Here is a 24,592-nt window from a genome sequence, read left to right as displayed (position 1 = left end):
TCAAAGCATACGCTCCAGACCGATGCGAGTGCTCAGCCAGGCATTGATGCGTCGCCACCAACTGCCGGGCTCGTGGCTCAGACTGTGCAGCTGCCCATGGTCCTCGGTGATCCAGACCAGCTTGCCGTCCTCCAGTTTGACCTGGTAGCTGAGGGGCGGCGCCATCCCTTGCAGGGCCAGGGCGCGTACATGCTCGGCCAGTTCGGGGCTGTCTACCAGTACCCCGACCTCGGTGTTCCACAGCACTGAGCGTGAATCGAAATTGAATGAGCCGATAAAGCTCTTCTGTCGGTCGAAGACCATCGCCTTGCTGTGCAGGCTGGAGTCCGAGCCCTTCAAGGAACTGCTGTGGAACAGCCGCGGACCGCTGCCGCCGCCCCGCTCTGCGGGTTGCCTGCGCAACTCGTAGAGCTTCACGCCGTGTTCCAGCAAGGCCTTGCGATAGGGTGCGTAGCCGCCATGCACCACCGGCACGTCGGTGGCTTCCAGGGCGTTGGTCAAGAGGCTGACCGCGACCCCGGCGTCAGCCCGGCCGGTCAGGTACACCAGCCCCGGCTGGCCCGGGACGAAGTAGGCCGAGACCATGATCAGTTCCTTGCTGACGCCCTTGAGTTCCGGTGCCAACTGGGTGGTCAGCAGCAAGTGCGGGTCGGGATCGCCCTTGGCCAGGACCTTGGTGGGGGCGTCCCACAGGGCCTGGTTCCAGGCCCAGATCAGTTCCTTGCGCCAGATATCCATGCGCGGCTGAGTCTGGTAGGTCATCAACTGGCGATACAGGGCCTGGTTCTGCCGGTGGCTGTCCTGTAGCGATTCTTCCAGGCGCTGGCGGGTGTTGTTCAGGGCCTGGGTTGAAGGTGCGTAGGACTGGAACTCGCCTATGGGGCGGCTCAGGGCACTGTTCCAGTATTGATCGAAGCTATGGCCCAGCTGTTCGGCCACGGGGCCTGCGCTGAACATGTCGATGTCGGTGAAGTTGAGATTGGGTTCGGCATCGAAGTATTCATCGCCGATGTTGCGCCCGCCGACGATGGCCACGCTGTTGTCCGCCAGCCAAAGCTTGTTGTGCATCCGGCGATGCTGTTGCGACAGGTTGAACAGGCGGCCCACGGCTCGGGTAACGCCGGTGCTGCGGCCCAGGTGCAGCGGGTTGAACAGGCGGACCTGGATCTGCGGGTGGGCGGCCAGGGTGGCGATGATCTGGTCCAGCCCGTCGCTGGTGGTGTCGTCCAGCAGGATGCGCACCCTTACGCCTCGGTCAGCGGCCTTGAGCAGCTCGTCCACCAGCATCCGGGTGCTGATGCCGTCATGAACGATGTAGTACTGCAGGTCGAGGCTGCTCTGGGCGTTGCGGATCAGCTCGGCGCGGGCCATGAAGGCTTCGGTGCTGTTGGGCAGCAGGCGAAAGCCGGAGCGTCCCTGGTAGGGGGCGGCCTGGGCCCGGATGGACTGGGCGAAGCTGGAGCCACTGGCGGCCAACGCTTGGCTGGGCTGGTAAGGCACTTCCTGGGTGGCGCAGCCGCCTAGCCCGAAGGTCAGGATCAGCGGCAGGATAAACCCCTGTTTACGGCTCAAGTCAGGTCGTCTCGCATCGCGGCGCGGGTTGGCATGGGGCAGTGGGCTTCCTGCAACGTGACCCGGGGTTCAGCCCTGGGTTTCGCTGAGCAGCTTGATGGCTGCGGAGCCGACTTTGCGTACCGCGTCTTCGATCTGCGCGGTTGGCTTGGCAGCGTAGTTCATCCGCAGGCAATTGCGGTATTTGCCCGAGGCGGAAAAGATACTGCCCACGGCGATCTGCACGCCTTGGTCGAGCAATGCCCGGTTGAGTTTCAGCGCGTCGAAGCCTTCGGGCAGTTCGATCCACAGCATGAAACTGCCCTGGGGGCGACTGGCGCGGGTGCCCGTGGGGAAATAGCGGCTGACCCAATCGAGCATCAGGTCGCGATTGCGCTGGTATTGAGTACGCATCTTGCGCAAATGGGGCTCGAAATGACCGCTTTTCAGGAATTCGGCGATGGCCACCTGGGGTTGCGGGGCGGTGGAGCCGGTGCTGATGTACTTCATGTGCAGCACCCGCTCCAGATAACGGCCGGGTGCGACCCAGCCGATACGCAGGCCGGGGGCCAGGGTCTTGGAGAAGGAGCTGCACAGCAGAACCCTGCCGTCGTCGTCGAAGGACTTGATGGTTCGCGGGCGTGGGTAGGTGTAGGCCAGTTCGCCATACACATCGTCCTCGATGATCGCCACGTCGAAGCGCTGGGCCAGGGTCAGCAGGGCCCGCTTGCGCGACTCCGGCATGATGTAGCCCAAGGGATTGTTGCAGTTGGGGGTCAACTGTATGGCCTTGATCGGCCACTGCTCCAGGGCCAGTTCCAGGGCTTCCAGGCTGATCCCGGTAATAGGATCGGTGGGGATTTCCAGGGCTTTCATGCCCAGCCCCTTGAGGGTCTGCATGGCGCCGTGGAAGCTCGGCGAGTCTACGGCGACTATGTCCCCGGGCTCGCAGATAGCGCGAATGCTGGAAGACAGGGCTTCGTGGCAGCCGGTGGTGATCACCAGGTCATTGGCCCCCAGCTGGCAGCCAGAATCCAGCATCAGCCGCGCCACTTGCTCGCGCAACTCCAGCACGCCGTAGATGTTGTCGTAGTGCAGGCCGGGCATGTCCTGGCGCCGGCTGAGCCGGGCCAGGGCCCGTAGCAAGGGCTTCATGGTTGGCGTGGTGATGTCCGGCATGCCGCGGCCCAGCTGCACCACGTCCTTGCGCGGCACCGCGCGGATCAGCTCCAACACCTGGTCCCACTGGGAGATTTCCACCGGCCGCTGGGCCGGGCGACCGACTGCCGGTAGCGCAGGCAACTCACGGCTGGGGGGGACGAAGTACCCGGATTTTGGCTTGGGCATGGCCAGGCCGTTGTCTTCCAGCACGCGGTAGGCCTGCTGCACGGTACTCAGGCTGACCCCGTGTTCTACGCTCAGCGCGCGCACCGAGGGCAGTCGATCACCGGGGCGATAGAAGCCCTGTTCGATGCGGGTGCCCAGAAGTTCGGCGAGGTTCACGTAGAGGGTCATGGCGTTGGCTCGAAATGGCAGTCACGGAGGACCAGTACAGATGAGGCAAAAATACGGCATTCAGCGGGATTTTTGGCAAATCTGTATGGAAGTAATACCGCTGTATTGGGTCTGTATTGGTTTTGGTGCGGCGCCCATCATGCTCGCTCATGGCAACTTGAGTAAACAGGAGCAATGGAGATGAACGGCTTGAGCGATGTGCGGCTGTCGTTACGCGGTCAGGAACTGGAAGTCGAGCAGGAGCGGGCGGCGGCGACCCTGTCGCGCACTGCGCCGTCCGGGCTGGGCCCCTGGGGTCTGTACTGGCATCGATTGCGTACCCGCAAGGCGTTGCTGGAGTTGACCGCCGAGGAGTTGCGGGATGTGGGGCTGAGCCGCGAGGAGGCGTGGGCCGAAGGCCTCAAACCTTTCTGGCGGCTGTAATCCGCGGTGACAAGGAGCCGCGGAAGATCAGGCCAGCTCTTTCAGGCGATGCCAGAGCATGCCCAGGGCCAGCAGTGGCGAGCGCAGGTGCTTGCCGCCGGGAAAAGTGATGTGCGGCACCTTGGCGAACAGGTCGAAGCCGCCGCCCTGTTGACCGCTGATGGCCTCTCCCAGCAACTTGCCCGCCAGGTGTGTGGCGTTCAGCCCGTGGCCTGAATAGGCCTGAGCGTAATACACATTGGGCTGGTCCTTGAGTCGACCGATCTGTGGCAGGCGGTTGGCGCCGATGCCGATCATGCCGCCCCACTGGTAGTCGATCTTCACCTTGGCCAGTTGCGGGAACACTTCCAGCATCTTCGGCCGCATGTACGCGGCGATGTCCTTGGGGTCGCGTCCCGAGTAGTGGCAGGCACCGCCGAACAACAGGCGCCGATCGGCCGAGAGCCGGTAGTAGTCCAGAGCGACGCGCTGGTCGCAGACCGCCATGTTCTGTGGCAATAGCTCTTGCGCCTGGGCCTCACTCAAGGGTTCGGTGGCAATGATGTAGCTGCCGGCCGGCAGCACCTTGCCCCCCAGCTCCGGGTTGAGGTCGTTGAGGTAGGCGTTGCAGCCCAGCACCAGGGTCTTGGCGCGGACCGTGCCGCGATGGCTGTGGACCTTGACCTCGGGCCCGTAGTCGATGCGAGTCACTGCCGAATGCTCGAACAGACGCACGCCCATCTGCTGCGCCGCCCGGGCTTCACCCAGGGCCAGGTTCAGTGGATGCAGATGGCCCGAGCCCATGTCGATCAGCCCGCCAACGTAGCGTGTGGAGCCCACTACGCTGTGCATTTCACTGGCCTGCAACAGGCGGGTTTCGTGGCGATAGCCCAGGCTGCGTAGCTCTTCGGCGTCTTCGGCAAAACCCTCAAGGTCTGCCGGCTTGTTGGCCAGGTCGCAGTAGCCCCAGGTCAGATCGCAGGGGATCTGCAGGCGTTCGATGCGCTGGCGGACGATTTCCACCGCCTCCAGGCCCATGAGTTTCATCTGCCGCACGCCGTCGCTGCCGATCACCTTGGTGAACTGCTCCAGGCCGTGGCCGACCCCGCGAATCAACTGCCCACCGTTGCGGCCGCTGGCGCCCCAGCCGATCTTGCGGGCTTCCAGCAGGATCACGCTGAACCCGCGTTCGGCCAGTTCCAGCGCGGTATTGAGCCCCGAGAATCCGCCACCTACCACGCACACGTCCGCTGTCAGCTCGCCTGCCAGTGTCGGGTAGTCCGGCTGCGGCAGGCTGCTGGCGGCATAGTAAGAGGCGGCGTGCTGATCGCTGGCGGCGGATGGCTGAGCACTGGCGGGCATGGAAAGTGTCCTGATCAGGGGGTCTTTAAAAATTGCCGGAGCATAAGCCGGGGCTTTCGTTTGCGGCAACCGCAGGACGCCCGGCCCTGTCTGCTGCCAGGCATTTAGGGCAGAATTCATGGCTATTCATGCCCCGGTAGCCTTTTTCATGAGCTGTAACCGTCAAATTGTCCGTAGTTTGCGTCAGCAGATTCCCTCTTTCGAGTGCGTTCCTGGTTGCCACGACTGCTGCGGCCCAGTCACCACTTCGCCTGAGGAAATGTCCCGCCTGCCGCGCAAGACCGCTGCCGAGCAGGACGCCGCCATGGACGAGCTCAACTGTGTGCACCTGGGCCCCAATGGCTGCACGGTGTATGACGAACGCCCGCTGATCTGTCGCTTGTTCGGCACCACGCCGAGCCTGCCGTGCCCCAACGGCCGGCGTCCCGTGGAGATGATCCACCCCCGGGTCGAGAAGCAGATCCACGACTACATGGCCAGCAATCGTCAGGTCCTGGTCTAGCCCCTCGCGCTCCGAGCCAGCTTGCCGCGGAACCGGCGCCCCTCATCTCAGTCCGGAATCGGCAGGCTCAGGCTTTCCTTCACTTCCTCCATCACGATGTAGCTCTTGGATTCCCGTACATGGGGCAGCTTGAGCAGGATGTCCCCCAGCAGCTTGCGATAGGACGCCATCTCCGAGATCCGCGCCTTGACCAGATAGTCGAAGTCCCCGGACACCAGATGGCACTCCAGCACGTGCGGTAGCTTCAGCACCGCCCGGCGAAACTCCTCGAAGGTATCCCCTGATTTGTAGTCCAGGCTAATCTCGACGAACACCAGCAGGCTGCCCTTCAAGTGCTGCGGGTTGAGCCGGGCGTTGTAGCCCATGATGATTCCTTCGCGTTCCAGGCGGCGCACTCGCTCGGTGCAAGGGGTGGTGGAGAGTCCGACCCGTTCCCCCAGCTCGGTGAAGGAAATGCGTCCATCGGCCTGCAGAATTCGCAGGATATTGCGATCTATCTTGTCCAGGGCACGACGGGTCTGATGATTGGTGCGCATAGGGGATGCCCCTCCGTGAAAAGCGATATTGCCGAGAATTCTCGCCAAATATAGGCGGTTATATAGTGAAAATCACTGCTCAATGTTTCTTACACTGCGCCCATCTTTGCTCTGAATAACAAACGTCAGCGGTCAAGCCGCGATGAGGGATATGAAAATGCGCGTTCTGGTCTTGGGCAGTGGCGTTATCGGAACCACCAGTGCCTATTACCTGGCTCGAGCCGGGTTTGATGTGACCGTGGTGGACCGCCAGCCGGCTGCAGCCATGGAAACCAGTTTCGCCAACGCCGGCCAGGTTTCCCCTGGCTATGCCTCGCCCTGGGCTGCTCCGGGCGTGCCGCTCAAGGCCATCAAATGGCTGCTGCAACGCCACGCACCGCTGGCAATCAAGGCCACCGCCGATATCGACCAATACCTGTGGATGGCGCAGATGCTGCGCAATTGCACTGCCAGCCGTTATGCGGTGAACAAAGAGCGCATGGTGCGTCTGTCCGAATACAGCCGTGACTGCCTCGACGAATTGCGTGCGGAAACCGGCATCGCCTACGAAGGTCGCAGCCTGGGCACCACCCAGCTGTTCCGCACCCAGGCGCAACTGGACGGCGCGGCGAAAGACATCGCCGTGCTCAAGGAATCCGGCGTACCGTTCGAGCTGTTGGATCGCGAGGGCATCGCCCGGGTCGAGCCGGCTCTGGCCAGCGTCACCGACATCCTTGCCGGTGCCCTGCGCCTGCCGAATGACCAGACCGGCGACTGCCAGATCTTCACCACGCGCCTGGCTGAAATGGCCATCAAGCTGGGGGTGGAGTTCCGTTTTGGCCAGGACATCCAGCGCCTCGACTTCGCCGGCGACCGGATCAATGGCGTGTGGATCGACGGCAAACTGGAAACCGCCGACCGCTACGTGCTGGCCCTGGGCAGCTACTCGCCGCAATTGCTCAAGCCGCTGGGCATCAAGGCTCCGGTGTACCCGCTCAAGGGCTACTCCTTGACCGTGCCGATCACCAACCCGGCGATGGCACCGACTTCGACCATCCTCGACGAGACCTACAAGGTCGCGATCACTCGTTTCGACAACCGTATCCGGGTCGGTGGCATGGCCGAAATCGCCGGTTTTGACCTGTCGCTGAACCCGCGCCGGCGTGAAACGCTGGAGATGATCGTCAACGATCTCTATCCTCAGGGCGGCGATCTGTCCCAGGCCAGTTTCTGGACCGGGCTGCGTCCTACCACCCCGGATGGCACGCCAATCGTCGGCGCCACGCCGTTCCGTAATCTGTTCTTGAACACCGGTCATGGCACCCTCGGTTGGACCATGGCTTGTGGTTCCGGTCGTTTGCTGGCGGACCTGATGGCCAAGAAAAAGCCGCAGATCAGTGCCGAAGGCCTCGATATTTCCCGTTATGGCAACCCTCAGGAGTCAGCTAAACATGTCAATCCAGCGCCAGCTCACCAATGAGCGCATGAGTCAGATCGTCGTTCACAGCGGTACGGTGTATCTGTCCGGGCAGGTCGGCGATGACATGAGTGCCGGGATCGAACAGCAAACCCGGGAAACCCTGGCCAACATCGAGCGTCTGCTGGACCTGGCGGGCACCGACAAGAGCAAGCTGCTGTCGGTGACCATCTACCTCAAGGACATCGATGCCCACTTCGCAGGCATGAACAGTGTCTGGGACCAGTGGCTGCCAAAAGGTGTGGCCCCGGCCCGGGCCACTGTGGAGGCCAAGCTCTGCGAGCCGGAAATCCTCATCGAGCTTTCCGTGGTGGCTGCTCTGCCTTAAGCGACAAGATCCCTCTCCCGGTGCCGGTGGCGGCCAGCTGTCATCCAGCACCGGTTTTTTATTCCCATGACCGCCTAGAAGTCTGCCGCCATGCGCCCTGCCCGTGCCCTGATCGATCTCCAAGCCCTGCGTCACAACTACCAACTGGCCCGTGAAGTCTCGGGTGTTCGCGCCCTTGCGGTGATCAAGGCTGATGCCTACGGCCATGGCGCCGTGCGTTGTGCCCAGGCGCTGGAGGCCGAGGCCGACGGCTTTGCCGTGGCCTGCATCGAAGAGGCCCTGGAACTGCGCGCCGCCGGTATTGGTGCGCCGATCCTGCTGCTGGAAGGTTTCTTTGAAGCCTCCGAGTTGGCGCTGATCGTCGAGCATGATTTCTGGTGTGTGGTGCATTCGCTGTGGCAGCTCGAGGCCATCGAGCAGACACCGGTGGCCAAGCCGCTGACGGTCTGGCTCAAGCTGGATTCGGGCATGCACCGGGTTGGCCTGCATCCCAAGGATTACCAGACGGCCTATCAACGGCTGCAGGCCAGCTGCAAGGTCGAGAAGATCGTGCTGATGAGCCACTTCGCCCGTGCTGACGAGCTGGACTGCCCGCGCAGCAGTGAACAGGTCGCGGTATTCGAGGCGGCTCGTCAGGGGCTGGGGGCTGAAATCAGCTTGCGTAACTCGCCGGCGGTCATGGGCTGGCCGAGCGTGCCCAGTGACTGGGTGCGTCCCGGCATCATGCTTTATGGCTCTACGCCGTTCGAAGAAAACAACTCCGTGGCTGAGCGACTGCAGCCGGTCATGACCCTGGAATCCAAGGTGATCTGTGTGCGTGAGCTGCCCGCCGGCGAGCCGGTGGGCTATGGCGCCAAGTTCATCACCGACAAGCCGATGCGCATCGGTGTGGTCGCCATGGGTTATGCCGATGGCTATCCGCGCCACGCGCCGACCGGCACTCCGGTGCTGGTGGACGGCCAGCGCAGCCGCCTGCTGGGCCGGGTGTCCATGGACATGCTGTGTGTCGACCTGACGGATGTGCCACAGGCCGGGCTGGGTTCCCGGGTGGAATTGTGGGGCAAGAACATCCTCGCCAGCGAGGTTGCCCTGGCCGCCAATACCATCCCTTATCAGCTGTTCTGCAACCTGCGTCGGGTGCCGCTGGTGTACTGCGAAGACTGAGATTGCGCGGGTTGTACCGAAAGTCGCCTGCCCTCGGGGGAATCGGGGCCAAGTGTTGTAAATACTGAACGCTGTCGCCATGATAACGCTCAATTACAACAACGCCTGATTCCCGCCTAGGAGGCTGCCGCATTGGACGTCGGTGAACGACTACAATCCATCCGTAAACTGAAAGGTCTTTCCCAGCGTGAACTCGCCAAGCGTGCGGGCGTCACCAATAGCACCATTTCAATGATCGAAAAGAACAGTGTCAGCCCCTCGATCAGCTCACTGCGAAAGGTGCTGGGCGGCATTCCCATGTCCATGGTCGAGTTCTTTTCCGAGGAAATCCTCCAGGAAACGCCTTCTCAGATTGTCTACAAGGCCCACGAACTGATCGATATCTCCGATGGCGCAGTCACCATGAAGCTGGTGGGCCGGGCGCATCCGAGTCGTGCTATTGCGTTTCTCAACGAAATCTACCCGCCCGGCGCCGATACCGGGGAAGAGATGCTCACCCACGACGGCGAGGAAACCGGCATTCTTCTCGAAGGTCGCCTGGAACTGGTGGTAGGGCTGGAAACATTTGTCCTGGAGGCCGGCGACAGCTACTACTTTGAGAGTACGAAGCCGCACCGTTTCCGTAATCCGTTCGATGCTCCGGCGCGACTAATCAGCGCAGCCACTCCGGCGAATTTCTAGACCAAGAGGCATCCTGCAAGGTTTGCAGAGAGTCCCCCAGCGACATTTCGCCGCGATTAAGACCCCTTCGACTTTGGGGTTGTTTCAGTGTGGCGGGCTAACCGTTATACTTTCGCCCGCCTGCGAAACCGTGGCCGCAGGCGTGACTAGCCACCATTGAGGGTGTACGCGTGAACCTAATTATGAAAATGCTGGCCGCACCAGCAACCGTATTGGCCCTTTGGGCAGTCAGCGCTCAAGCTGCGACTAATGATGACATTGCCAAGCGTCTTGAGCCTGTTGGCCAGGTCTGCGTTCAGGGGCAGGAATGCAAGGGTATGGAAGTCGCTGCTTCTGCAGGTGGTGGCGGTGGGGCGAAATCCCCGGATGACGTGATTGCCAAGCATTGCAATGCTTGCCACGGCACCGGCCTGTTGGGTGCGCCGAAAATCGGTGACACCGCAGCCTGGAAAGAGCGCGCCGATCACCAGGGCGGCCTCGACGGCATCCTGGCCAAGGCCATCACCGGTATCAACGCCATGCCGCCTAAAGGCACCTGCGCCGATTGCACCGATGACGATCTCAAAGCGGCTATCCAGAAGATGTCCGGCCTGAAATAAGCCGCCATCTTCAGCGAAAAAGCCGCTTACGAGCGGCTTTTTTGTGGGCGTAATTCAGCCAGTGCACTGTTCAAGGCAGCAAACTCCCGGCAAGCTCGGTCCAACCTCAATTCATGGATGGTCCCCGGAGGGTCAGATGCTGCAATCCTGTTCTATCGAGCATGCGGTAGATGAAGTGCTCGCCCGTCTGCCGCAACACATTCACATGGGCATGCCCCTGGGCCTGGGCAAGCCCAATCGTTTTGCCAACGCTCTGTATCGCCGCATTGCCCAATTGCCCGAACGCCAACTGACGATCTATACCGCCCTGAGCCTGGGCCGTCCGTCCCTGGGCGACGGTTTGCAGAAGCGCTTTCTCGAACCCTTCGTGGAGCGGGTGTTCGGCGACTATCCGGAACTGGATTTCCTTGCCGACCTGCACCGCGACAGCCTGCCGGCGAACATCCGCGTCGAGCAGTTCTTCATGCAGCCCGGCAGCCTTTTGCACAGCGCCGCAGCGCAGCAGGACTACGTCAGCAGCAACTACAGCCATGCCGCCCGGGACATCAACGCCGCCGGCCTCAACCTGGTGGCGCAACTGCTGGCCCGCGATCCGCAACACCCCGGCCGCCTGAGCCTGAGCTGCAATCCGGATATCACCCTCGACATGCTGCCGATGATCGCCAAGCGTCGTGCGGCGGGGGAGACCATCCTGATTCTCGGCCAGGTCCACAGTGACCTGCCTTATATGCCCGGGGACTCCGAGATCGACGCTGCGGACCTCGATCTGCTGATCGACGAAGAAGAGCGCAGCACCCTGTTTTCCACGCCGAACATGCCGGTGGGGATTCAGGATCATTGCATCGGCTTGCATGCCAGCACCCTGGTGCGCGACGGCGGCACCTTGCAGATCGGCATTGGCTCCATGGGGGATGCACTGACCGCAGCCTTGCTGGCGCGGCAGGCCGACAATGACGGTTATCGTGCCCTGCTGGCGGATCTGCAGGTTGACCACTGGCAGGCGCTGATCGACCGCGAAGGCGGCGTCGAGCCCTTTGTCCAGGGGCTCTATGGTTGCAGTGAAATGTTCGTCAACGGCCTGCTGGCCCTGGCGGATGCCGGCATCGTGCGGCGCAAGGTCTACCCGACTTTGGAGCTGCAGCAGCAAGCCAACGCCGGCACCCTGGATGCGGCCGCGGCTGGCGGGGTCTCGGTCCATGGTGGTTTCTTCCTTGGCCCGCGCAGTTTCTATCAGCGGTTGCGCGAGCTGCCCAAGAGCAAGCTGGCGCAGTTCAACATGACCGCCATCAGCTACATCAACGAGCTGTATGGCCATGAAGAACTCAAGCGCCTGCAGCGCCGGGATGCGCGATTCATCAACAGCGCGTTCACCATGACCCTGATGGGCGCGGCGGTGTCCGATCAGTTGCAGGGCGGGAAGGTGCTCAGCGGTGTGGGCGGGCAGTACAACTTCGTTGCCCAGGGACATGCTTTGGCAGATGCCCGATCAGTGCTGATCCTGCGCAGTTGGCGTGAATCCGCTGGCGAGGTCAGCTCCAACATCGTCTGGGAGTACGGCCATTGCACCATCCCGCGCCATCTGCGGGACATCGTGATCACCGAGTACGGCATTGCCGATCTGCGGGGTAAAACGGATGCGCAAGTGATCGAGGCGCTGCTCAACATCAGCGACTCACGCTTTCAGCCGGGGTTGATGGAGCAGGCACAGAAGGCCGGAAAACTGCCGAAGGATTTTCGTCTGAACCCGCGTTTTACCGACAACAGCCCACAGCGTTTGCAGAATATCCAGGCGCGTCATAGCCACCTGTTTCCCGAGTATCCGTTGGGCAGTGATTTCAGCGATGAAGAGCGTGACCTGCTGCGGGCGCTGAACTGGCTCAAGAGCAAGTTCAAGCTCAGCGAGATCCTTGAGCTGGGCAAGGCGGCACTCGATGCGCCGGAGCCTGAGGCATTTGCGGTGCACCTTGAACGCATGGGGCTGGAGCAGCCCGATGGGCTGCGTGAGGAGCTGTATCAGCGGTTCCTGCTGGCCGGGCTGCAGGCCACGGCACCCACCTTGTCGTAGGTGCCGGCTTGCCGGCGAATGGGCCATTAAGTCTTGCGCTGCTCTCAAGGGCGCCTTCGCTGGCAAGCCAGCTCCTACACAAGTCAACTCCTGAGCAGGCCTGGCGGGCGAGGTTACTCGATGAAGGTGACCACGCCGCCGGCCAGGGATTTGACCCGGGCCAGGGATTCCACGCGGTAGCCCTGGGAGTCCAGTTCGGCACGGCCACCCTGGAAGGACTTCTCGATCACGATGCCCAGGCCGGCCACGGTGGCGCCGGCCTGCTTGATGATCGAGATCAGTGCCTGGGACGCCTTACCGTTGGCCAGGAAGTCATCGATGATCAGCACACGATCGCTGCTGGTCAGGTGCCGTGGGGAGATGGCGACGGTGCTTTCCACCTGTTTGGTGAAGGAGTACACGGTGGCCGACAGCAGGTTCTCGGTCAGGGTCAGGGACTGGTGCTTGCGGGCGAAGATCACCGGCACGCCCAGGTTCAGACCGGTCATGATGGCCGGGGCAATCCCCGAGGCTTCGATGGTGACGATCTTGGTGATGCCCGAGTCCTTGAACAGCGTGGCGAATTCATCGCCGATCAGCTTCATCAACTGCGGGTCGATCTGATGGTTCAGAAAGGCGTCGACTTTCAGTACTTGATCGGAAAGCACGATGCCTTCTTCGCGAATTTTCTTGTGCAGTGCTTCCACGGAGCTTCCTCAAATAGCGCCTGTTGCGCCAAAGGTCAGTTAAAAATAGTCGATTTTAGCGCTTTAACATCGCGCGTATATCCGCCAAAGCGCTATTGCCGCGAACGGCTTTGACTTCGGTCGGCGTGTCGTCATTGCCTTCCCAGGCCAGGTCGTCCGGGGGCAATTCATCGAGGAAGCGGCTCGGTGCGCAGTCGATGATTTCACCGTATTGCTTGCGCTTGGCCGCAAAGGTGAAGGCCAGGGTCTGGCGAGCACGGGTAATGCCCACGTAGGCCAGGCGTCGTTCTTCCTCGATGGTATCGGCTTCGATACTGGAGCGGTGCGGGAGGATTTCCTCTTCCATGCCCATGATGAACACGTAGGGAAACTCCAGCCCCTTGGAGGCATGCAAGGTCATCATTTGTACACCTTCGGCGCCGTCTTCCTCTTCCTGCTGGCGTTCCAGCATGTCCCGCAGGACCAGCTTGCCGATGGCGTCCTCGACGGTCATTTCGCCGTCTTCGTCTTTTTCCAGGGTGTTCTTCAAGGCCTCGATCAGGAACCAGACGTTGCCCATCCGGTAGTCCGCGGCCTTGTCGCTGGAGCTGTTGGTGCGCAGCCAGTTCTCGTAGTCGATGTCCATGACCATGCTGCGCAGGGCGGAGATCGGGTCTTCGCCGGCGCATTGTTCGCGGACCCGGTCCATGAAGCGCTTGAAGCGCGCCAGGCGATCAGTGAAACGGCTGTCCAGGTGCTCGCCCAGGCCGATTTCATCGGTGGCGGCGTACATCGAGATCTTGCGCTCGGTGGCGTAGTTGCCGAGTTTTTCCAGGGTCGTGGAGCCGATTTCCCGGCGCGGCACGTTGATCACCCGGAGGAAGGCGTTGTCGTCGTCCGGGTTCACGATCAGGCGGAAGTAGGCCATCAGATCCTTGACTTCCTGGCGTCCGAAGAAGCTGTTCCCGCCGGACAGGCGATAGGGCACCTGGTGGTGCTGCAGCTTCAGTTCGATCAGCTTGGCCTGGTAGTTGCCCCGGTAAAGAATGGCGAAGTCGCTGTAGGGCCGGTCGGTGCGCAGGTGCAGGCTGAGGATCTCCATGGCCACACGTTCGGCCTCGGCGTCTTCGTTGCGGCAGCGGATCACGCGGATCTCGTCGCCGTGGCCCATCTCGCTCCACAACTGCTTTTCGAACTCGTGGGGGTTGTTGGAGATCAGCACGTTGGCGCAGCGCAGGATACGGCTGGTGGAGCGATAGTTCTGCTCCAGCATCACCACTTTCAGGGACGGGTAGTCGTCCTTGAGCAGCATCAGGTTTTCCGGGCGCGCGCCACGCCAGGCGTAGATCGACTGGTCGTCGTCGCCCACCACGGTGAACTGGTTGCGTTTGCCGATGAGCATTTTCACCAGCAGGTACTGGCTGGCGTTGGTGTCCTGGTATTCGTCCACCAGCAGGTAGCGGACCTTGTTCTGCCATTTCTCCAGGATGTCGGCGTGTTCTTCGAACAGCTTCACCGGCAGCAGGATCAGGTCGTCGAAGTCCACCGCGTTGAACGCCTTGAGCGTGCGCTGGTAATGGGTGTAGACGATGGCTGCGGTCTGCTCCTTGGGGTTGCGAGCATTTTCCAGGGCTTGGGCCGGCAGGATCAGGTCGTTCTTCCACGAACCGATCATGTTCTTGATCTCGTCGACGCCGTCGTCCCCGGAATACTCCTTCTGCATGATGTCGGTCATCAGGGCCTTGACGTCGGCTTCGTCGAAGATCGAGAAGCCCGGCTTGTAGCCCAGCCGCGCATGCTCCTTGCGGATGATGTTCAGGCCCAGGTTGTGGAAGGTCGACACGGTCAGGCCACGGCCTTCGCCGGCGCGCAGCAGGGTGCCGACCCGCTCCTTCATTTCTCGCGCGGCCTTGTTGGTAAAGGTCATGGCGACGATGTACTGGGCGCGGATGCCGCAGTTCTGGATCAGGTGCGCGATCTTGCGGGTGATCACGCTGGTCTTGCCGGAGCCTGCGCCGGCGAGCACCAAAAGAGGGCCGCCGACATAGTTCACGGCTTCTTGCTGCCGGGGATTGAGTCGGGACATGACGGTAAAAAGGGATCGGTTACGAAAAGGGCGGGCATTTTAACAGGCTGGACAGATTCTGCTGCTCTCTCCGACTTGTGACGCACAACGCTATCTAAATTTGCCGGTTTTGATACTTTCCCTCAGGATGCGCGCTGAATATGCGTCTAATGTTCGAGTTAGAGCGGTACAAGAAATTGCGTATGATAATCAATATCAATTGTTATTGCTTATTTGCGCGCCATAATGCCCGCCGCCAACTAATTTTGCAGAGTCTAGGGAGCTAGCTTGTCTAAGCCTGTCGAACCCTTGCGTTTGCTGCTACTGGCCGAAGAGCCGGTGTGGACAGCGTTGTTGCGCGAGTGTGTCGCTCCGTTGGGAGACTCGGTGGTATTGATCAGTGCTCCCACCTGGGAGTCGGTCAGTCGTTTGTTCGAAGACGATCGCAATGCGGTCCTGCTGACCATTCCACGCCTGCAGCCCGGTCCCGGGCGTTGCAGTTTGCCCACCATTCTATTGCTGGACCATGAGCCCTCAGTAGCCCCGGTAGGTGTCAGCGACTGGCTGGTGGGTTCTTGCCTGAGTACCGATGCCCTGCGCCGCTGCCTGCGTCATGTACGCGAGCGCGGTGTGCTGGAAAACACCCTGCAACGCCTGGCCGAGCAGGACCCCCTGACCGGCATCGCCAACCGCCAGGGCTTCCAGACCCTGCTGGCCGCGCGGCTGGCGGAAAACGACGGTCGCGGCCTGGCCCTGGGGCACCTGGACCTGGATAACTTCCGCCACGCCAACGACGCCCTCGGCCACCAGGCCGGCGACCGCCTGATCTTGCAGGTGGTGTCGCGGCTCAAGAGCCAACTGGAGGCTGGTGACCAACTGGCCCGCCTGGGCAGCGACGAGTTTGCCTTGCTGATCGACACCCGCCGCGCGCCGCAGCGCGCCGAATGGATGGCCGAACGCATCACTGAAGCCATGGCCGAACCCTATTGGGTCGATGGTGAAAGCCTGTTGATCGGCTGCAGCCTGGGGATTGCCCATGCCCGGGCCAATGCCGGCGCCGACCCGTTGATGTGGCATGCACATATCGCCATGCAGCAGGCCAAGAGCACCCAAGGCTGCACCTTTCATATCTTCAATGAGCGGATCAACCGCAACGCCCGCAGCCTCGCCGATCTGGAAAGCGAACTGCGCCGAGCCTTGCGCCGTGATGAGCTGGAGCTGCATTACCAACCCCGGCTGAACCTGCATGACGGCAAGATCGTCGGCCTCGAAGCCCTGGTGCGTTGGCGCCACGGCGAGCGCGGCTTGCTGCCTCCCAGCGAGTTTGTGCCCCTGGCGGAACAGAGCGGGCTGATCGTGCCCTTGGGCTACTGGGTGATTTCCCGTGCTCTGCGAGACATGCAGGCCCTGCGCGAGCGCGGGCTGCCTTCGCTACATATGGCGGTCAACCTGTCGTTCCGCCAGTTTCAGGACAGCCAGTTGCTCTCGACCCTGAGCCGGCTGATCGCCGAGCGCGGGGTTGAGGCCCAGTGGCTGGAGTTCGAGCTGACGGAAACCGCAGTGATGCGCCGCAGCGATCTGGTGAAGCAGACCATGGATGCCCTGGGGCGCCTTGGAGTGCGTTTTTCCCTGGACGACTTCGGTACCGGTTTCTCTTCCTTCGTCCACCTCAACAGCCTGCCGATCACCCTGCTCAAGGTCGACAAGAGCTTTGTTGGGGGCATGGAGCAGCGTGAAGAGAACCGCAAACTGGTACACGCCATGATCAACCTGGCCCACAACCTCAATCTGGATGTGGTGGCCGAAGGTGTGGAAACCGCGGAGCAACTGGCGTTGCTACGAGGCTTTGGCTGCGATCAGGTCCAGGGCTACTTGATCAGCAAGCCGTTGCCCCTGGCGGACCTGATGGAGTACCTGACGTTCGGCAGCAGCCAGCAGTCGCTGCAGGAAGGGATGCTTTAAGCGACGGATACCGGTGCTGATCCACCGCTTTGGGCGGCGGGGACCCGCTCCCCGTCAATCCGCGCTGCTGGCTTGAACGTTCATCGCCGCAACCTCAGGCTCGCGCTTGATCATGCGGCGCATCCGCCACTCGAACGCCAGGGTCAGGCTGATGGCCGCGCAGGCCAGGCCCAGGGCCAGTCCCCACCAGACACCGGTCGGTCCCCAGCCCAGGGTAAAGGCCATCAGCCATGCCGAAGGTGCACCGATCAGCCAGTAGCAGCCCAGGCCCACCAGGAAGGTGGTCTTGGCATCCTTGAGACCGCGGATCGCGCCCATGGCGATGGTCTGGGTGCCATCGAACAGCTCGAACCAGGCCGCCACCGCCAACAGGCTCACCGCCAGTTGAATCACCTCGGCGAAGGCCGGGTCGTTGTGGTCGAGGAACAGCCCGATCAACTGGTTGGGCAGCAGCCAGAAAATCATCGCGAACCCCAGCATCGCCACCGCGCCGAAGGCGATCCCGACCCGTCCGGCCAACCGTGCATCCAGCAATTGTCCGGCGCCGTAGTGCTGGCCGATGCGCATGGTGATGGCGTAGGAGATGCCCGCCGGCACCATGAACGCCACCGACACGATCTGCAGGGCGATCTGGTGCGCCGCCAATTGAGTGCTGCCCATGGTGCCCATGCACAGCGCGGCGAAGGCGAACAACCCGACTTCCACCGCATAGGTGCCGCCAATGGGCAGGCCCAGGCGCCACAGTTCCCGCAGGTAATGGGTGTTCAGCCGAGCCAGGCCCTGGCGCAATGGGTACGCAGCGTAGGCCGGATGGCGCTTGATGTGCCAGGCCAGTGCCAGCGCCATGCAGTTGGCGACGATGGCGGTCACCAGGCCGATGCCCATCAGGCCGAGTTTCGGCAGGCCGAACATGCCGGTGATCAATGCATAGTTGAGCAGGAAGTTGGCCACAGTCCCTGCCAGGCTGATGACCATCACCGGCGTCGCCCGGCCGATGGCGCTGGTGAAGCCGCGCAAGGCCATGAAGCTCAAGTAGCCGGGCAGGGCAAACGGCAGGATCAGCAAGAACTGGCCGGCAGCCTGGACGTTGCTTTCAGTCTGGCCAAAAAGCAGCAACAGCGGTTTGAGGTTCCACAGCAGCAGGCCGGCGACCAGGGCCATGATCCAGGCCAGCCACAGGCCGGCCTGGGTCAGGCGGGCGGCGCCCTGGATGTCTCCGGCGCCCTGACGAATCGCCACCAGGGTGCCGACCGCGGCAATCACGCCGATGCAGAAAATCGAGACAAAGGAATAGCTGGCGGCGCCCAGGCCACCGCCGGCCAGGGCTTGCGGGCTGAGGCGGGCCATCATCAGGGTGTCGGTGAGAACCATCAGCATGTGCGCCAGCTGGGAGGCGATCAGCGGCCCCGCCAGCCGCAGGATGGCCCAGAGTTCGGTACGTGCTGGATGCTGCATGGTCATCAGGCTCGATCAGGGAAAAGTCGGGGAGAGCGCTGATTCTCGGCGCTTCCGGGCCATAGCACAAAGGGATAAAAATACTTGCTGACATGATAAAAACTCATGCGAATAACTTTCTGGTAGCGTTGCGTCATTCCGCTGCTGGAGCGCGTCCATGTCCCGCCGTCTTCCTCCTCTTTATGCCCTGCGCGCCTTTGAAGCGGCGGCGCGGCACAGCTCGTTCACCCGCGCGGCCGAGGAGCTGTCCATTACCCAGAGCGCTGTCAGCCGGCATATCCGCACCCTGGAGGATCACTTCGCCTGCCGGCTGTTCCAGCGCAGCGGGCGCAATCTGCAACTGACCGAGGCGGCGCGCTTGCTGCTGCCGGGCATCCGCGAGGGTTTCGGTGCCCTGGAGCGGGCCTGCAATACCCTGCGTGCCGAAGACGACATCCTGCGCATGAAGGCGCCGTCGACCCTGACCATGCGTTGGTTACTGGCGCGCCTGAGTCGCTTCCGCCATCTGCAGCCGGGCAACGAAGTGCAGCTCACCAGTGCCTGGATGGACGTGGACTCCGTGGACTTCAACCAGGAGCCCTTCGACTGCGCTGTACTGCTGAGCAACGGACACTTTCCACCGGACTGGGAAGCCAGCTACCTGTTCCCGGAGTTGCTGATCCCGGTGGGTGCTCCGAACTTGCTCGAAGACCCGCCCTGGGATGTGGCGCGGCTGGCGGCCACGGAGTTGTTGCACCCGACTCCGGACCGGCGGGACTGGCGCAGTTGGCTGGAGCAGATGGGGCTCACGGATCAGGTTTCCCTCAAGGGCGGGCAGGTGTTCGACACCCTGGAACTGGGGATGATTGCGGCGGCTCGGGGTTACGGCGTGTCCATGGGGGATCTGCTGATGGTGGCCGAAGATGTGGCTCAGGGTCGCTTGAGCCTGCCCTGGCCGACCGCCGTCGCCAGTGGCTTGAACTATTACCTGGTGTGGCCCAAGACCCGGCCGGGAGGCGAACGTTTGCGTCGCCTCAGCGACTTTCTCCAGGGCGAGGTCCAGGCCATGCAACTGCCCGAGGTAGAGCGCCTCGGCTGAAACGATGCAGTGCCCGGCCGACGGGGGCGCGGAGATATCCTTGCTAGGCGCTCAAGTATTCGTGGGCGCCGCCGAATCCATGGGTTATGGAACCAGCGTTCAGGAAGGTCCTAAATTACTAAAAATCCTAGAATAATTACTGCCGAGTGTGCTGATCGATCAGGATGATCCGCCTTCTCGGTAAGGAGCCATCATGTCTCAACCCCGTGCCCGGATAGCCTCCCAGCTAGGGCTTGCCCTTGCCTTGATACTCGCCCTGGTGATCAGCGGCAGTACCCTGTTTGCCCTGCGTTCTCTGGATTCGGCGAATCTCGACACTAGAGAGGAGCACCTGGCCAGCGAAGCGCGCCTGCTGGCGGATCAGCTCAACACCTTTCACAGCAGCCTGCGCGAAAGCACCCAGCGCCTCAGTGGTTTGTTTGAAAACCGCTTCCGCAGCGGCCTGAGCCTGCATCCCGAGCAACCGGTGAGTGTGGCGGGGGTTCAGACCCCGGGCCTGCACCTGGGGGACGTGGTGCTGAACAACAACTTCGAGGAAGTGGACGAGTTCAAGCAGATGACCGCCGGGGTGGCGACCCTGTTCGTGCGCAGCGGCGACGACTTCATCCGGGTCAGTACTTCCTTGAGCAAGCAGGACGGCAGCCGGGCCATTGGCACCTTGCTCGACCACGCCCACCCGGCCTATCAGAAACTCATGGCGGGGCAGGGTTATGTCGGCCGCGCGCTGTTGTTCGAGCGTTTCTACATGACCCAGTACACCCCTGTGCTGGATCGTGCCGGCAAGGTGATTGCCGTGCTGTTCGTTGGTTTTGACTACACCGATGCGCAGAACGCCCAGTTCGACAATCTCAAGCGCTTCCGCATCGGACACAGCGGCTCCCTGGCCTTGCTGGACGAGCAGCACAAATGGCTGGTGCCACCGGCGGGCGTGCAAGGACTGGATCAGGCCGCGCAGGTCATGACCGATGCAGCGCAGCAGCCGGGCAAGGGCCGCTTCTGGAGCGACCAGGGCGAAGACTTCTACAGCCTGGCGGTGCCTTTTGCCGGTGGGCCCTGGTCGGTGGTGGCGAGCATGCCCAAAGCCGAGATTCGGGCGGTGACCTGGAGCGTCGGCATCCGTCTGGTGATCGGCAGCCTGTTGGCGATGTTGTTGGCGGTGGGCGCCACGGTCTGGCTGCTGCGCAGCAAGCTGGCGCCCTTGAGTGATCTGGTGCGTCAGGCCCAGGCCTTGGGCGGCGGCGACCTGAGTGCGCGGTTGAATGTGTCCAGCCACGATGAGATTGGCCAACTGGCTCGCAGTTTCAACCAGATGGGTGAAGCCTTGTCGACCATGGTCGAGCACATCCGCCGTTCTGCCGCTGAGGTCAACGGCCGGGCCCAGGCCTTGTCCGGTCTGTCCAGCGGTGCCTATGAAGGCATGGAACAGCAGTCGGGCGAGATCACCAGCATGGCGGGGGCGGTTGAGGAGTTCAGCGCCACGTCGCTGAACATCGCCGACAACATGGGCAGCACCCAGCGCCTGGCCGAGGAAAATGCTCAGCAGACCCATATCGGCCGCGAGTCCATGGAGCAGGCGTCATCGTCCCTGGAGCAGATTGCCGGGGCGCTCAACAGCACGGCTACGGTAATCAATACCCTGGGCCAACGTTCCCAGGAGATCGGCGGAATTGTCGGGGTGATCACCGCGATTGCCGACCAGACCAACCTGCTCGCTCTCAACGCCGCCATCGAGGCGGCCCGTGCCGGTGAGCAGGGGCGCGGCTTCGCCGTGGTGGCCGATGAGGTGCGCAACCTGGCGTCGCGTACTCGTGAGGCCACCGACGAAATCTCGCAGATGATCAACAGCATCCAGCAGGAAACCGGCCATGCCATCGAGACCATGGAACAGGGCAACCGGCTGATGCAGGAAGGCTTGTCGCGCAACGCCGATGTGGCTTCGGCCCTGGCCCTGATCGACGAGCAGAGCCGCAGCGCCGGCGAGCAGTTCGCCGCCATCACCACGGCCACCCAGGAGCAGAGCAGCACCGCCACGGTGCTCAGCAGCAACCTGCAGAGCATTGCCCAGGCCAACAGCGAGCAACGGGAAGTGGTGTCCAACCTGGCGGTCACTGCCCGTGAGCTGGAAACACTGGCTGCCGACCTGCGTCAGGAAGTCGACCGCTTCCGCTGACAGTGGCCCTTTCGCCCCGCAACCCTGGGTTGCGGGGCAAGGTCCTGCTGCACGCCGGCGGCTATCGCATCCGGCGGTTCTGAGGTTTAGCGGGGTTCGGTCGGTTCACCCAGCCCCGGGTCAACGCGCTTGCCGATGTCCCGCAGGCGCGCCAGTTGATCGACCATGGTCGGAGCCTCGTCGACGCTGCTGACGAAGGTCCACAGATAAGTCATTACCGCATACACATGCCCGGCCTTGACCTCGGGTGACAGCGCCAGCTGACTGATGGCGATGACGAACAGAATCGCCGCCACGGCGCCCAGAAACAGATAGGCCGCCGCCTCCCGGTCCGAGAGCCAGATGCGCAGCCGCGACAGCAGCCGATAGTGGCGTTGCAGCGAGGCCGCGCCGACCTTGGCCACCAGGCCGATCTCCTTTTCCAGCCGATCGTTCAGGCGTTCGTGCAACTGCTGATTGCGCCGTGCAAAGCGCGGCAGCAGGGTGACGCACAGCAGCAGGGCTCCCAGGCAGGCCAGGCCGATCCAGGGTTCGATCACCAGCAGCATCACCGCGGCACCGACAATCGATACCAGGGCGGTGGCGATGGTCGGCACATGCTTTTCGAAGAAGTCGACGAACTCCCTGGCCAGCACCACCCGCGCCGCTGCCGTGGAAGTGTTTTGCTGCTGCAGGCGCTGATTGAGGATCACCGGCACCGCCAGGTCGGCGTAGATGCGGGTGAAGGTGCGGGTGTCCACCGCTCGCCGCGCGGCCCCCACGACCCAGAAGCCCAGCACCACCAGGGCGTAGATCAGCGCGTGGGTGGTGTCACCCCGCAAGATCGAGTCTACGGCGAACCCGGCAAACAGCGGGTAGGCCAGCAGCAGGGCGTTCTCTAGCGCCACCAGGGACAACGTGACAAACAGCTTGCCCGGGTACGCCCGGGCAATGGCCTTGAGCGTCTGGCCGGCCGATTGCTGGCCGATCTTTTGTGTGGGGTCGACGATAACGGATGGGGTGACGACAGACATGAGTGCACCACAGGTGTGATAACGGTTAATATTGAGCGACTGCTCAATTATCTTTGAGCGACCGCTCAAAATGCAAGCGCCGTCCATCTCGGCGTCAAGAGGTCCGATTGCCCATGTCCCGTAACGACCGTAAAGACCAGATCATCGGCGCGGCCCTGGAGTTGTTCCGCAGCAAGGGGTTCGCCGATGTCTCCACTCGCGACCTGGCCGAACATGCCGGGTTGTCCCGCAGTCATGTCTATCACTACTTCAGCGATTGGAAGGAGCTGCGCCGCGAGGCCTTCATACGTTTTGCCAATGAGCAACTGGAGGCGGTGGGCGAACCGCTGCAAGGCGTCGCGCCCTTGGAGGCGCTGCAGGGTTTTCTCCGCGATTGCCTGCCCGATTCCGCCGAGGACGGCTGGGCGCTGTGGCTCGATGCCTGGGACGAGGCCATGTATGACCAGGAGCTGGCCGAGGCCTACCTGAAGATCAACGGTCAGTGGCAGCAGATGTTGGCGCAGATCGTCCACCGTGGGGTCCAGGCCGGAGTGTTCCGCTGCTCCAGCCCCGAACGCGTGGCACGACAGTTGTTCGCGCAAACCATGGGCTACGCTGATGACCTGCTGCTGCGGGCCTCGCCCGAGGCTGCCGCGGCCGCCTTGGCAGAAGTCCTGGAAGTGGCGGGCTTGCTGTTGGGGTTCGAGGACTGAGGGCCTCAGTGCAAATGATGGGATCTTGTGGTGGTTAGCGTGATTTATTGGCTTGCTGAAACGATTCTTCAGCGCTATAAAAATCGTACAACTCCAATAAAGGCGATCCCTCGATGAAGTCCCTCAAACTGCTTGTCTCCCTCGCTGCGCTGAGCGCCGCTTCCCATGCCATGGCCTGGGACTATGTATTGCTCGACAGCGACAAGGCCGCCGACAACCTGCACCTCACCAGCCAGCAACTGGGGGTAAAGACCGAGCGGCCCTTTTCCGTGACCTTGCGCACCTTGCATGGCGGTCGCCAGGAAGGGGTGAGCATCATCGACATCGACAATGGCGTGATGAAGCTCTCGGTGGTGCCGACCCGGGGCATGAATGTGTTGCAGGCCTCGGTGGGCGATGTGCGCCTGGGCTGGGATTCACCGGTCAAGGAAGTGGTCAATCCGGCGTTCATCGAACTCAATGGCCGTGGTGGCCTGGGCTGGCTGGAAGGCTTCAATGAGCTGGTGACGCGCTGCGGCTACGAGTGGGTCGGGCACCCTGGCCTGGACAATGGCGAGTTGCTGACCCTGCATGGCCGCGCGGCAAACATTCCCGCCAGCAAGGTCACCCTGCATATCGACGAGAAACCGCCTTACGCCATTCACTTGCGGGGCGAGCTCAAGGAGCAGGCGTTCAAGAAGGTCGATTTCAGTGTCGCCACCGAACTGGTTACCGAGCCCGGCAGCACCAGTTTCACCCTCAATGACCGGTTGACCAACAACGGTGATTATCCGAAGGAATACCAGGCGCTGTACCACAGCAACTTCAGCACACCGTTCCTTGAGCAGGGGGCCAAGTTTGCGGCACCGGTGAAACAGGTCTCGCCCTTCAACGACAAAGCCAAGGCCGATCTGGCGGACTGGCAGACCTATCGCGGACCGACCCGCGACTATGACGAGACCGTCTACAACGTCGTGCCTTATGCCGACGCCAAGGGCGAGACCCTGGCGGTGCTGCATAACAAGGCGGGCAGTCTCGGCGTATCGCTGGGCTTCAATACCCAGCAGTTGCCGGTGTTCTCGCTATGGAAGAACACCGACACCCAGGGCCAGGGTTATGTGACGGGACTGGAGCCGGGCACCAGTTTCTCTTACAACCGCCGCTATCAGCGTCCGCTGAATCTGGTGCCGACCATCGGCGCCAAGGAGCAACGGCAATTCCAGATCCGCTACAACCTGCTGGCGGACAAGGCCGCGGTGGATGATGCGCTGAGTCTTGTCAGCAGGATTCAGGATGGACGCCAGACCGAAGTGCGCCCCACGCCGCTGGTGGATCTGTCCAAGGAGTGACCC

General features: G+C 62.3%; 21 protein-coding genes. 13 read left to right on the top strand and 8 right to left on the bottom strand.

The genetic code is table 11. The features are described from left to right. Together PQT43_RS18735 and PQT43_RS18730 are read right to left on the bottom strand one after the other, a co-directional pair. Complete coding sequence (locus PQT43_RS18735) at positions 1-1,572, bottom strand: phospholipase D family protein (RefSeq protein WP_272754422.1); 1,572 nt, start codon at positions 1,570-1,572, stop codon at positions 1-3. A 69-nt stretch (positions 1,573-1,641) separates the two neighbouring features. Further along, positions 1,642-3,066, bottom strand: coding sequence for an aminotransferase-like domain-containing protein (locus PQT43_RS18730; protein ID WP_272754421.1), 1,425 nt, complete (start codon positions 3,064-3,066; stop codon positions 1,642-1,644). A gap of 180 nt (positions 3,067-3,246) precedes the next feature. On the opposite strand from PQT43_RS18730, the gene PQT43_RS18725 reads away from it, so the two are divergent. Next, entirely contained in the window at positions 3,247-3,489 is a 243-nt protein-coding gene (locus tag PQT43_RS18725) for a DUF1127 domain-containing protein (protein WP_272754420.1), read from the top strand. Between the two features lie 27 nt (positions 3,490-3,516). On the opposite strand, the gene PQT43_RS18720 is transcribed toward PQT43_RS18725, so the two are convergent. Beyond that, on the bottom strand, positions 3,517-4,830 hold the full coding sequence (locus PQT43_RS18720; protein ID WP_272754419.1) for an NAD(P)/FAD-dependent oxidoreductase: 1,314 nt from the start codon (positions 4,828-4,830) through the stop codon (positions 3,517-3,519). A 148-nt stretch (positions 4,831-4,978) separates the two neighbouring features. Between PQT43_RS18720 and PQT43_RS18715 the strand changes: the two genes are divergently transcribed. Further along, positions 4,979-5,332, top strand: coding sequence for a YkgJ family cysteine cluster protein (locus tag PQT43_RS18715; protein WP_102862531.1), 354 nt, complete (start codon positions 4,979-4,981; stop codon positions 5,330-5,332). Positions 5,333-5,379: 47 nt separating this feature from the next. Here the strand turns inward: PQT43_RS18715 and PQT43_RS18710 are convergent, their stop codons facing one another. Beyond that, entirely contained in the window at positions 5,380-5,868 is a 489-nt protein-coding gene (locus PQT43_RS18710) for an Lrp/AsnC ligand binding domain-containing protein (RefSeq protein WP_011064210.1), read from the bottom strand. Positions 5,869-6,025: 157 nt separating this feature from the next. On the opposite strand from PQT43_RS18710, the gene dadA reads away from it, so the two are divergent. The 6 genes from dadA to PQT43_RS18680 all read left to right on the top strand — a co-directional run bounded on the left by dadA (position 6,026) and on the right by PQT43_RS18680 (position 12,161). Further along, entirely contained in the window at positions 6,026-7,327 is a 1,302-nt protein-coding gene (dadA, locus tag PQT43_RS18705; protein WP_102862530.1) for a D-amino acid dehydrogenase, read from the top strand. After that, positions 7,299-7,652 carry a RidA family protein gene (locus PQT43_RS18700; RefSeq protein WP_102862250.1) on the top strand — a complete coding sequence of 118 codons (354 nt, stop codon included), beginning with the start codon at positions 7,299-7,301 and terminating at the stop codon, positions 7,650-7,652. Before dadA ends, PQT43_RS18700 begins: the two co-directional genes overlap by 29 nt. A gap of 90 nt (positions 7,653-7,742) precedes the next feature. Continuing rightward, complete coding sequence (gene alr / locus PQT43_RS18695; protein ID WP_267269105.1) at positions 7,743-8,816, top strand: alanine racemase; 1,074 nt, start codon at positions 7,743-7,745, stop codon at positions 8,814-8,816. Positions 8,817-8,948: 132 nt separating this feature from the next. Next, positions 8,949-9,497, top strand: a complete 549-nt coding sequence (locus PQT43_RS18690; protein ID WP_102862248.1) for a cupin domain-containing protein — start codon at positions 8,949-8,951, stop codon at positions 9,495-9,497. 182 nt (positions 9,498-9,679) lie between these two features. Then, positions 9,680-10,096, top strand: coding sequence for a c-type cytochrome (locus tag PQT43_RS18685; RefSeq protein WP_102881278.1), 417 nt, complete (start codon positions 9,680-9,682; stop codon positions 10,094-10,096). A gap of 136 nt (positions 10,097-10,232) precedes the next feature. Beyond that, a complete protein-coding gene (locus PQT43_RS18680; RefSeq protein WP_272754418.1) occupies positions 10,233-12,161 on the top strand; it encodes an acetyl-CoA hydrolase/transferase C-terminal domain-containing protein in 1,929 nt (642 codons plus the stop codon). Positions 12,162-12,274: 113 nt separating this feature from the next. Here PQT43_RS18680 and PQT43_RS18675 read toward each other — a convergent pair whose 3' ends face one another. Next, entirely contained in the window at positions 12,275-12,847 is a 573-nt protein-coding gene (locus tag PQT43_RS18675) for a xanthine phosphoribosyltransferase (protein WP_011064203.1), read from the bottom strand. 55 nt (positions 12,848-12,902) lie between these two features. After that, positions 12,903-14,912: a DNA helicase Rep gene (rep, locus tag PQT43_RS18670; protein WP_102862245.1), complete on the bottom strand. Its 2,010-nt coding sequence runs from the start codon at positions 14,910-14,912 to the stop codon at positions 12,903-12,905. A 267-nt stretch (positions 14,913-15,179) separates the two neighbouring features. Between rep and PQT43_RS18665 the strand changes: the two genes are divergently transcribed. Continuing rightward, on the top strand, positions 15,180-16,853 hold the full coding sequence (locus PQT43_RS18665) for a putative bifunctional diguanylate cyclase/phosphodiesterase (RefSeq protein ID WP_102862244.1): 1,674 nt from the start codon (positions 15,180-15,182) through the stop codon (positions 16,851-16,853). A 54-nt stretch (positions 16,854-16,907) separates the two neighbouring features. Here the strand turns inward: PQT43_RS18665 and PQT43_RS18660 are convergent, their stop codons facing one another. After that, complete coding sequence (locus PQT43_RS18660; RefSeq protein ID WP_180988447.1) at positions 16,908-18,308, bottom strand: NorM family multidrug efflux MATE transporter; 1,401 nt, start codon at positions 18,306-18,308, stop codon at positions 16,908-16,910. Between the two features lie 157 nt (positions 18,309-18,465). Between PQT43_RS18660 and PQT43_RS18655 the strand changes: the two genes are divergently transcribed. Both PQT43_RS18655 and PQT43_RS18650 read left to right on the top strand, forming a co-directional pair. Continuing rightward, positions 18,466-19,386: a LysR substrate-binding domain-containing protein gene (locus PQT43_RS18655; protein ID WP_265073925.1), complete on the top strand. Its 921-nt coding sequence runs from the start codon at positions 18,466-18,468 to the stop codon at positions 19,384-19,386. Between the two features lie 193 nt (positions 19,387-19,579). Then, entirely contained in the window at positions 19,580-21,556 is a 1,977-nt protein-coding gene (locus tag PQT43_RS18650; protein ID WP_102881274.1) for a methyl-accepting chemotaxis protein, read from the top strand. An 86-nt stretch (positions 21,557-21,642) separates the two neighbouring features. Here PQT43_RS18650 and PQT43_RS18645 read toward each other — a convergent pair whose 3' ends face one another. Next, the gene (locus tag PQT43_RS18645; protein WP_170002931.1) at positions 21,643-22,569 is read right to left on the bottom strand and encodes an ABC transporter six-transmembrane domain-containing protein; all 927 of its coding nucleotides are present in this window, start codon (positions 22,567-22,569) and stop codon (positions 21,643-21,645) included. Positions 22,570-22,682: 113 nt separating this feature from the next. Between PQT43_RS18645 and PQT43_RS18640 the strand changes: the two genes are divergently transcribed. Both PQT43_RS18640 and PQT43_RS18635 read left to right on the top strand, forming a co-directional pair. After that, on the top strand, positions 22,683-23,261 hold the full coding sequence (locus PQT43_RS18640) for a TetR/AcrR family transcriptional regulator (protein ID WP_102881272.1): 579 nt from the start codon (positions 22,683-22,685) through the stop codon (positions 23,259-23,261). Positions 23,262-23,374: 113 nt separating this feature from the next. After that, positions 23,375-24,589, top strand: coding sequence for an aldose 1-epimerase family protein (locus tag PQT43_RS18635; protein ID WP_272754417.1), 1,215 nt, complete (start codon positions 23,375-23,377; stop codon positions 24,587-24,589). The last annotated feature ends 3 nt before the right edge of the window (positions 24,590-24,592 follow it).

Origin of the sequence: Pseudomonas sp. BLCC-B112 (assembly GCF_028550695.1) — a bacterium.
Taxonomy (GTDB): domain Bacteria; phylum Pseudomonadota; class Gammaproteobacteria; order Pseudomonadales; family Pseudomonadaceae; genus Aquipseudomonas; species Aquipseudomonas danubii.
This window is presented reverse-complemented; position numbering and strand designations above follow the sequence as displayed.

Excerpts from the sequence above, each read along its gene's own strand:
- PQT43_RS18730 (WP_272754421.1), bottom strand. The coding sequence starts at position 3,066 with ATGACCCTCTACGTGAACCTCGCCGAACTTCTGGGCACCCGCATCGAA.
- PQT43_RS18725 (WP_272754420.1), top strand. The coding sequence starts at position 3,247 with ATGAACGGCTTGAGCGATGTGCGGCTGTCGTTACGCGGTCAGGAACTG.
- PQT43_RS18720 (WP_272754419.1), bottom strand. The coding sequence starts at position 4,830 with ATGCCCGCCAGTGCTCAGCCATCCGCCGCCAGCGATCAGCACGCCGCC.
- PQT43_RS18715 (WP_102862531.1), top strand. The coding sequence starts at position 4,979 with ATGAGCTGTAACCGTCAAATTGTCCGTAGTTTGCGTCAGCAGATTCCC.
- PQT43_RS18710 (WP_011064210.1), bottom strand. The coding sequence starts at position 5,868 with ATGCGCACCAATCATCAGACCCGTCGTGCCCTGGACAAGATAGATCGC.
- dadA (WP_102862530.1), top strand. The coding sequence starts at position 6,026 with ATGCGCGTTCTGGTCTTGGGCAGTGGCGTTATCGGAACCACCAGTGCC.
- PQT43_RS18700 (WP_102862250.1), top strand. The coding sequence starts at position 7,299 with ATGTCAATCCAGCGCCAGCTCACCAATGAGCGCATGAGTCAGATCGTC.
- alr (WP_267269105.1), top strand. The coding sequence starts at position 7,743 with ATGCGCCCTGCCCGTGCCCTGATCGATCTCCAAGCCCTGCGTCACAAC.
- PQT43_RS18685 (WP_102881278.1), top strand. The coding sequence starts at position 9,680 with ATGAAAATGCTGGCCGCACCAGCAACCGTATTGGCCCTTTGGGCAGTC.
- PQT43_RS18680 (WP_272754418.1), top strand. The coding sequence starts at position 10,233 with ATGCTGCAATCCTGTTCTATCGAGCATGCGGTAGATGAAGTGCTCGCC.
- rep (WP_102862245.1), bottom strand. The coding sequence starts at position 14,912 with ATGTCCCGACTCAATCCCCGGCAGCAAGAAGCCGTGAACTATGTCGGC.
- PQT43_RS18660 (WP_180988447.1), bottom strand. The coding sequence starts at position 18,308 with ATGCAGCATCCAGCACGTACCGAACTCTGGGCCATCCTGCGGCTGGCG.
- PQT43_RS18655 (WP_265073925.1), top strand. The coding sequence starts at position 18,466 with ATGTCCCGCCGTCTTCCTCCTCTTTATGCCCTGCGCGCCTTTGAAGCG.
- PQT43_RS18650 (WP_102881274.1), top strand. The coding sequence starts at position 19,580 with ATGTCTCAACCCCGTGCCCGGATAGCCTCCCAGCTAGGGCTTGCCCTT.
- PQT43_RS18645 (WP_170002931.1), bottom strand. The coding sequence starts at position 22,569 with ATGTCTGTCGTCACCCCATCCGTTATCGTCGACCCCACACAAAAGATC.
- PQT43_RS18640 (WP_102881272.1), top strand. The coding sequence starts at position 22,683 with ATGTCCCGTAACGACCGTAAAGACCAGATCATCGGCGCGGCCCTGGAG.
- PQT43_RS18635 (WP_272754417.1), top strand. The coding sequence starts at position 23,375 with ATGAAGTCCCTCAAACTGCTTGTCTCCCTCGCTGCGCTGAGCGCCGCT.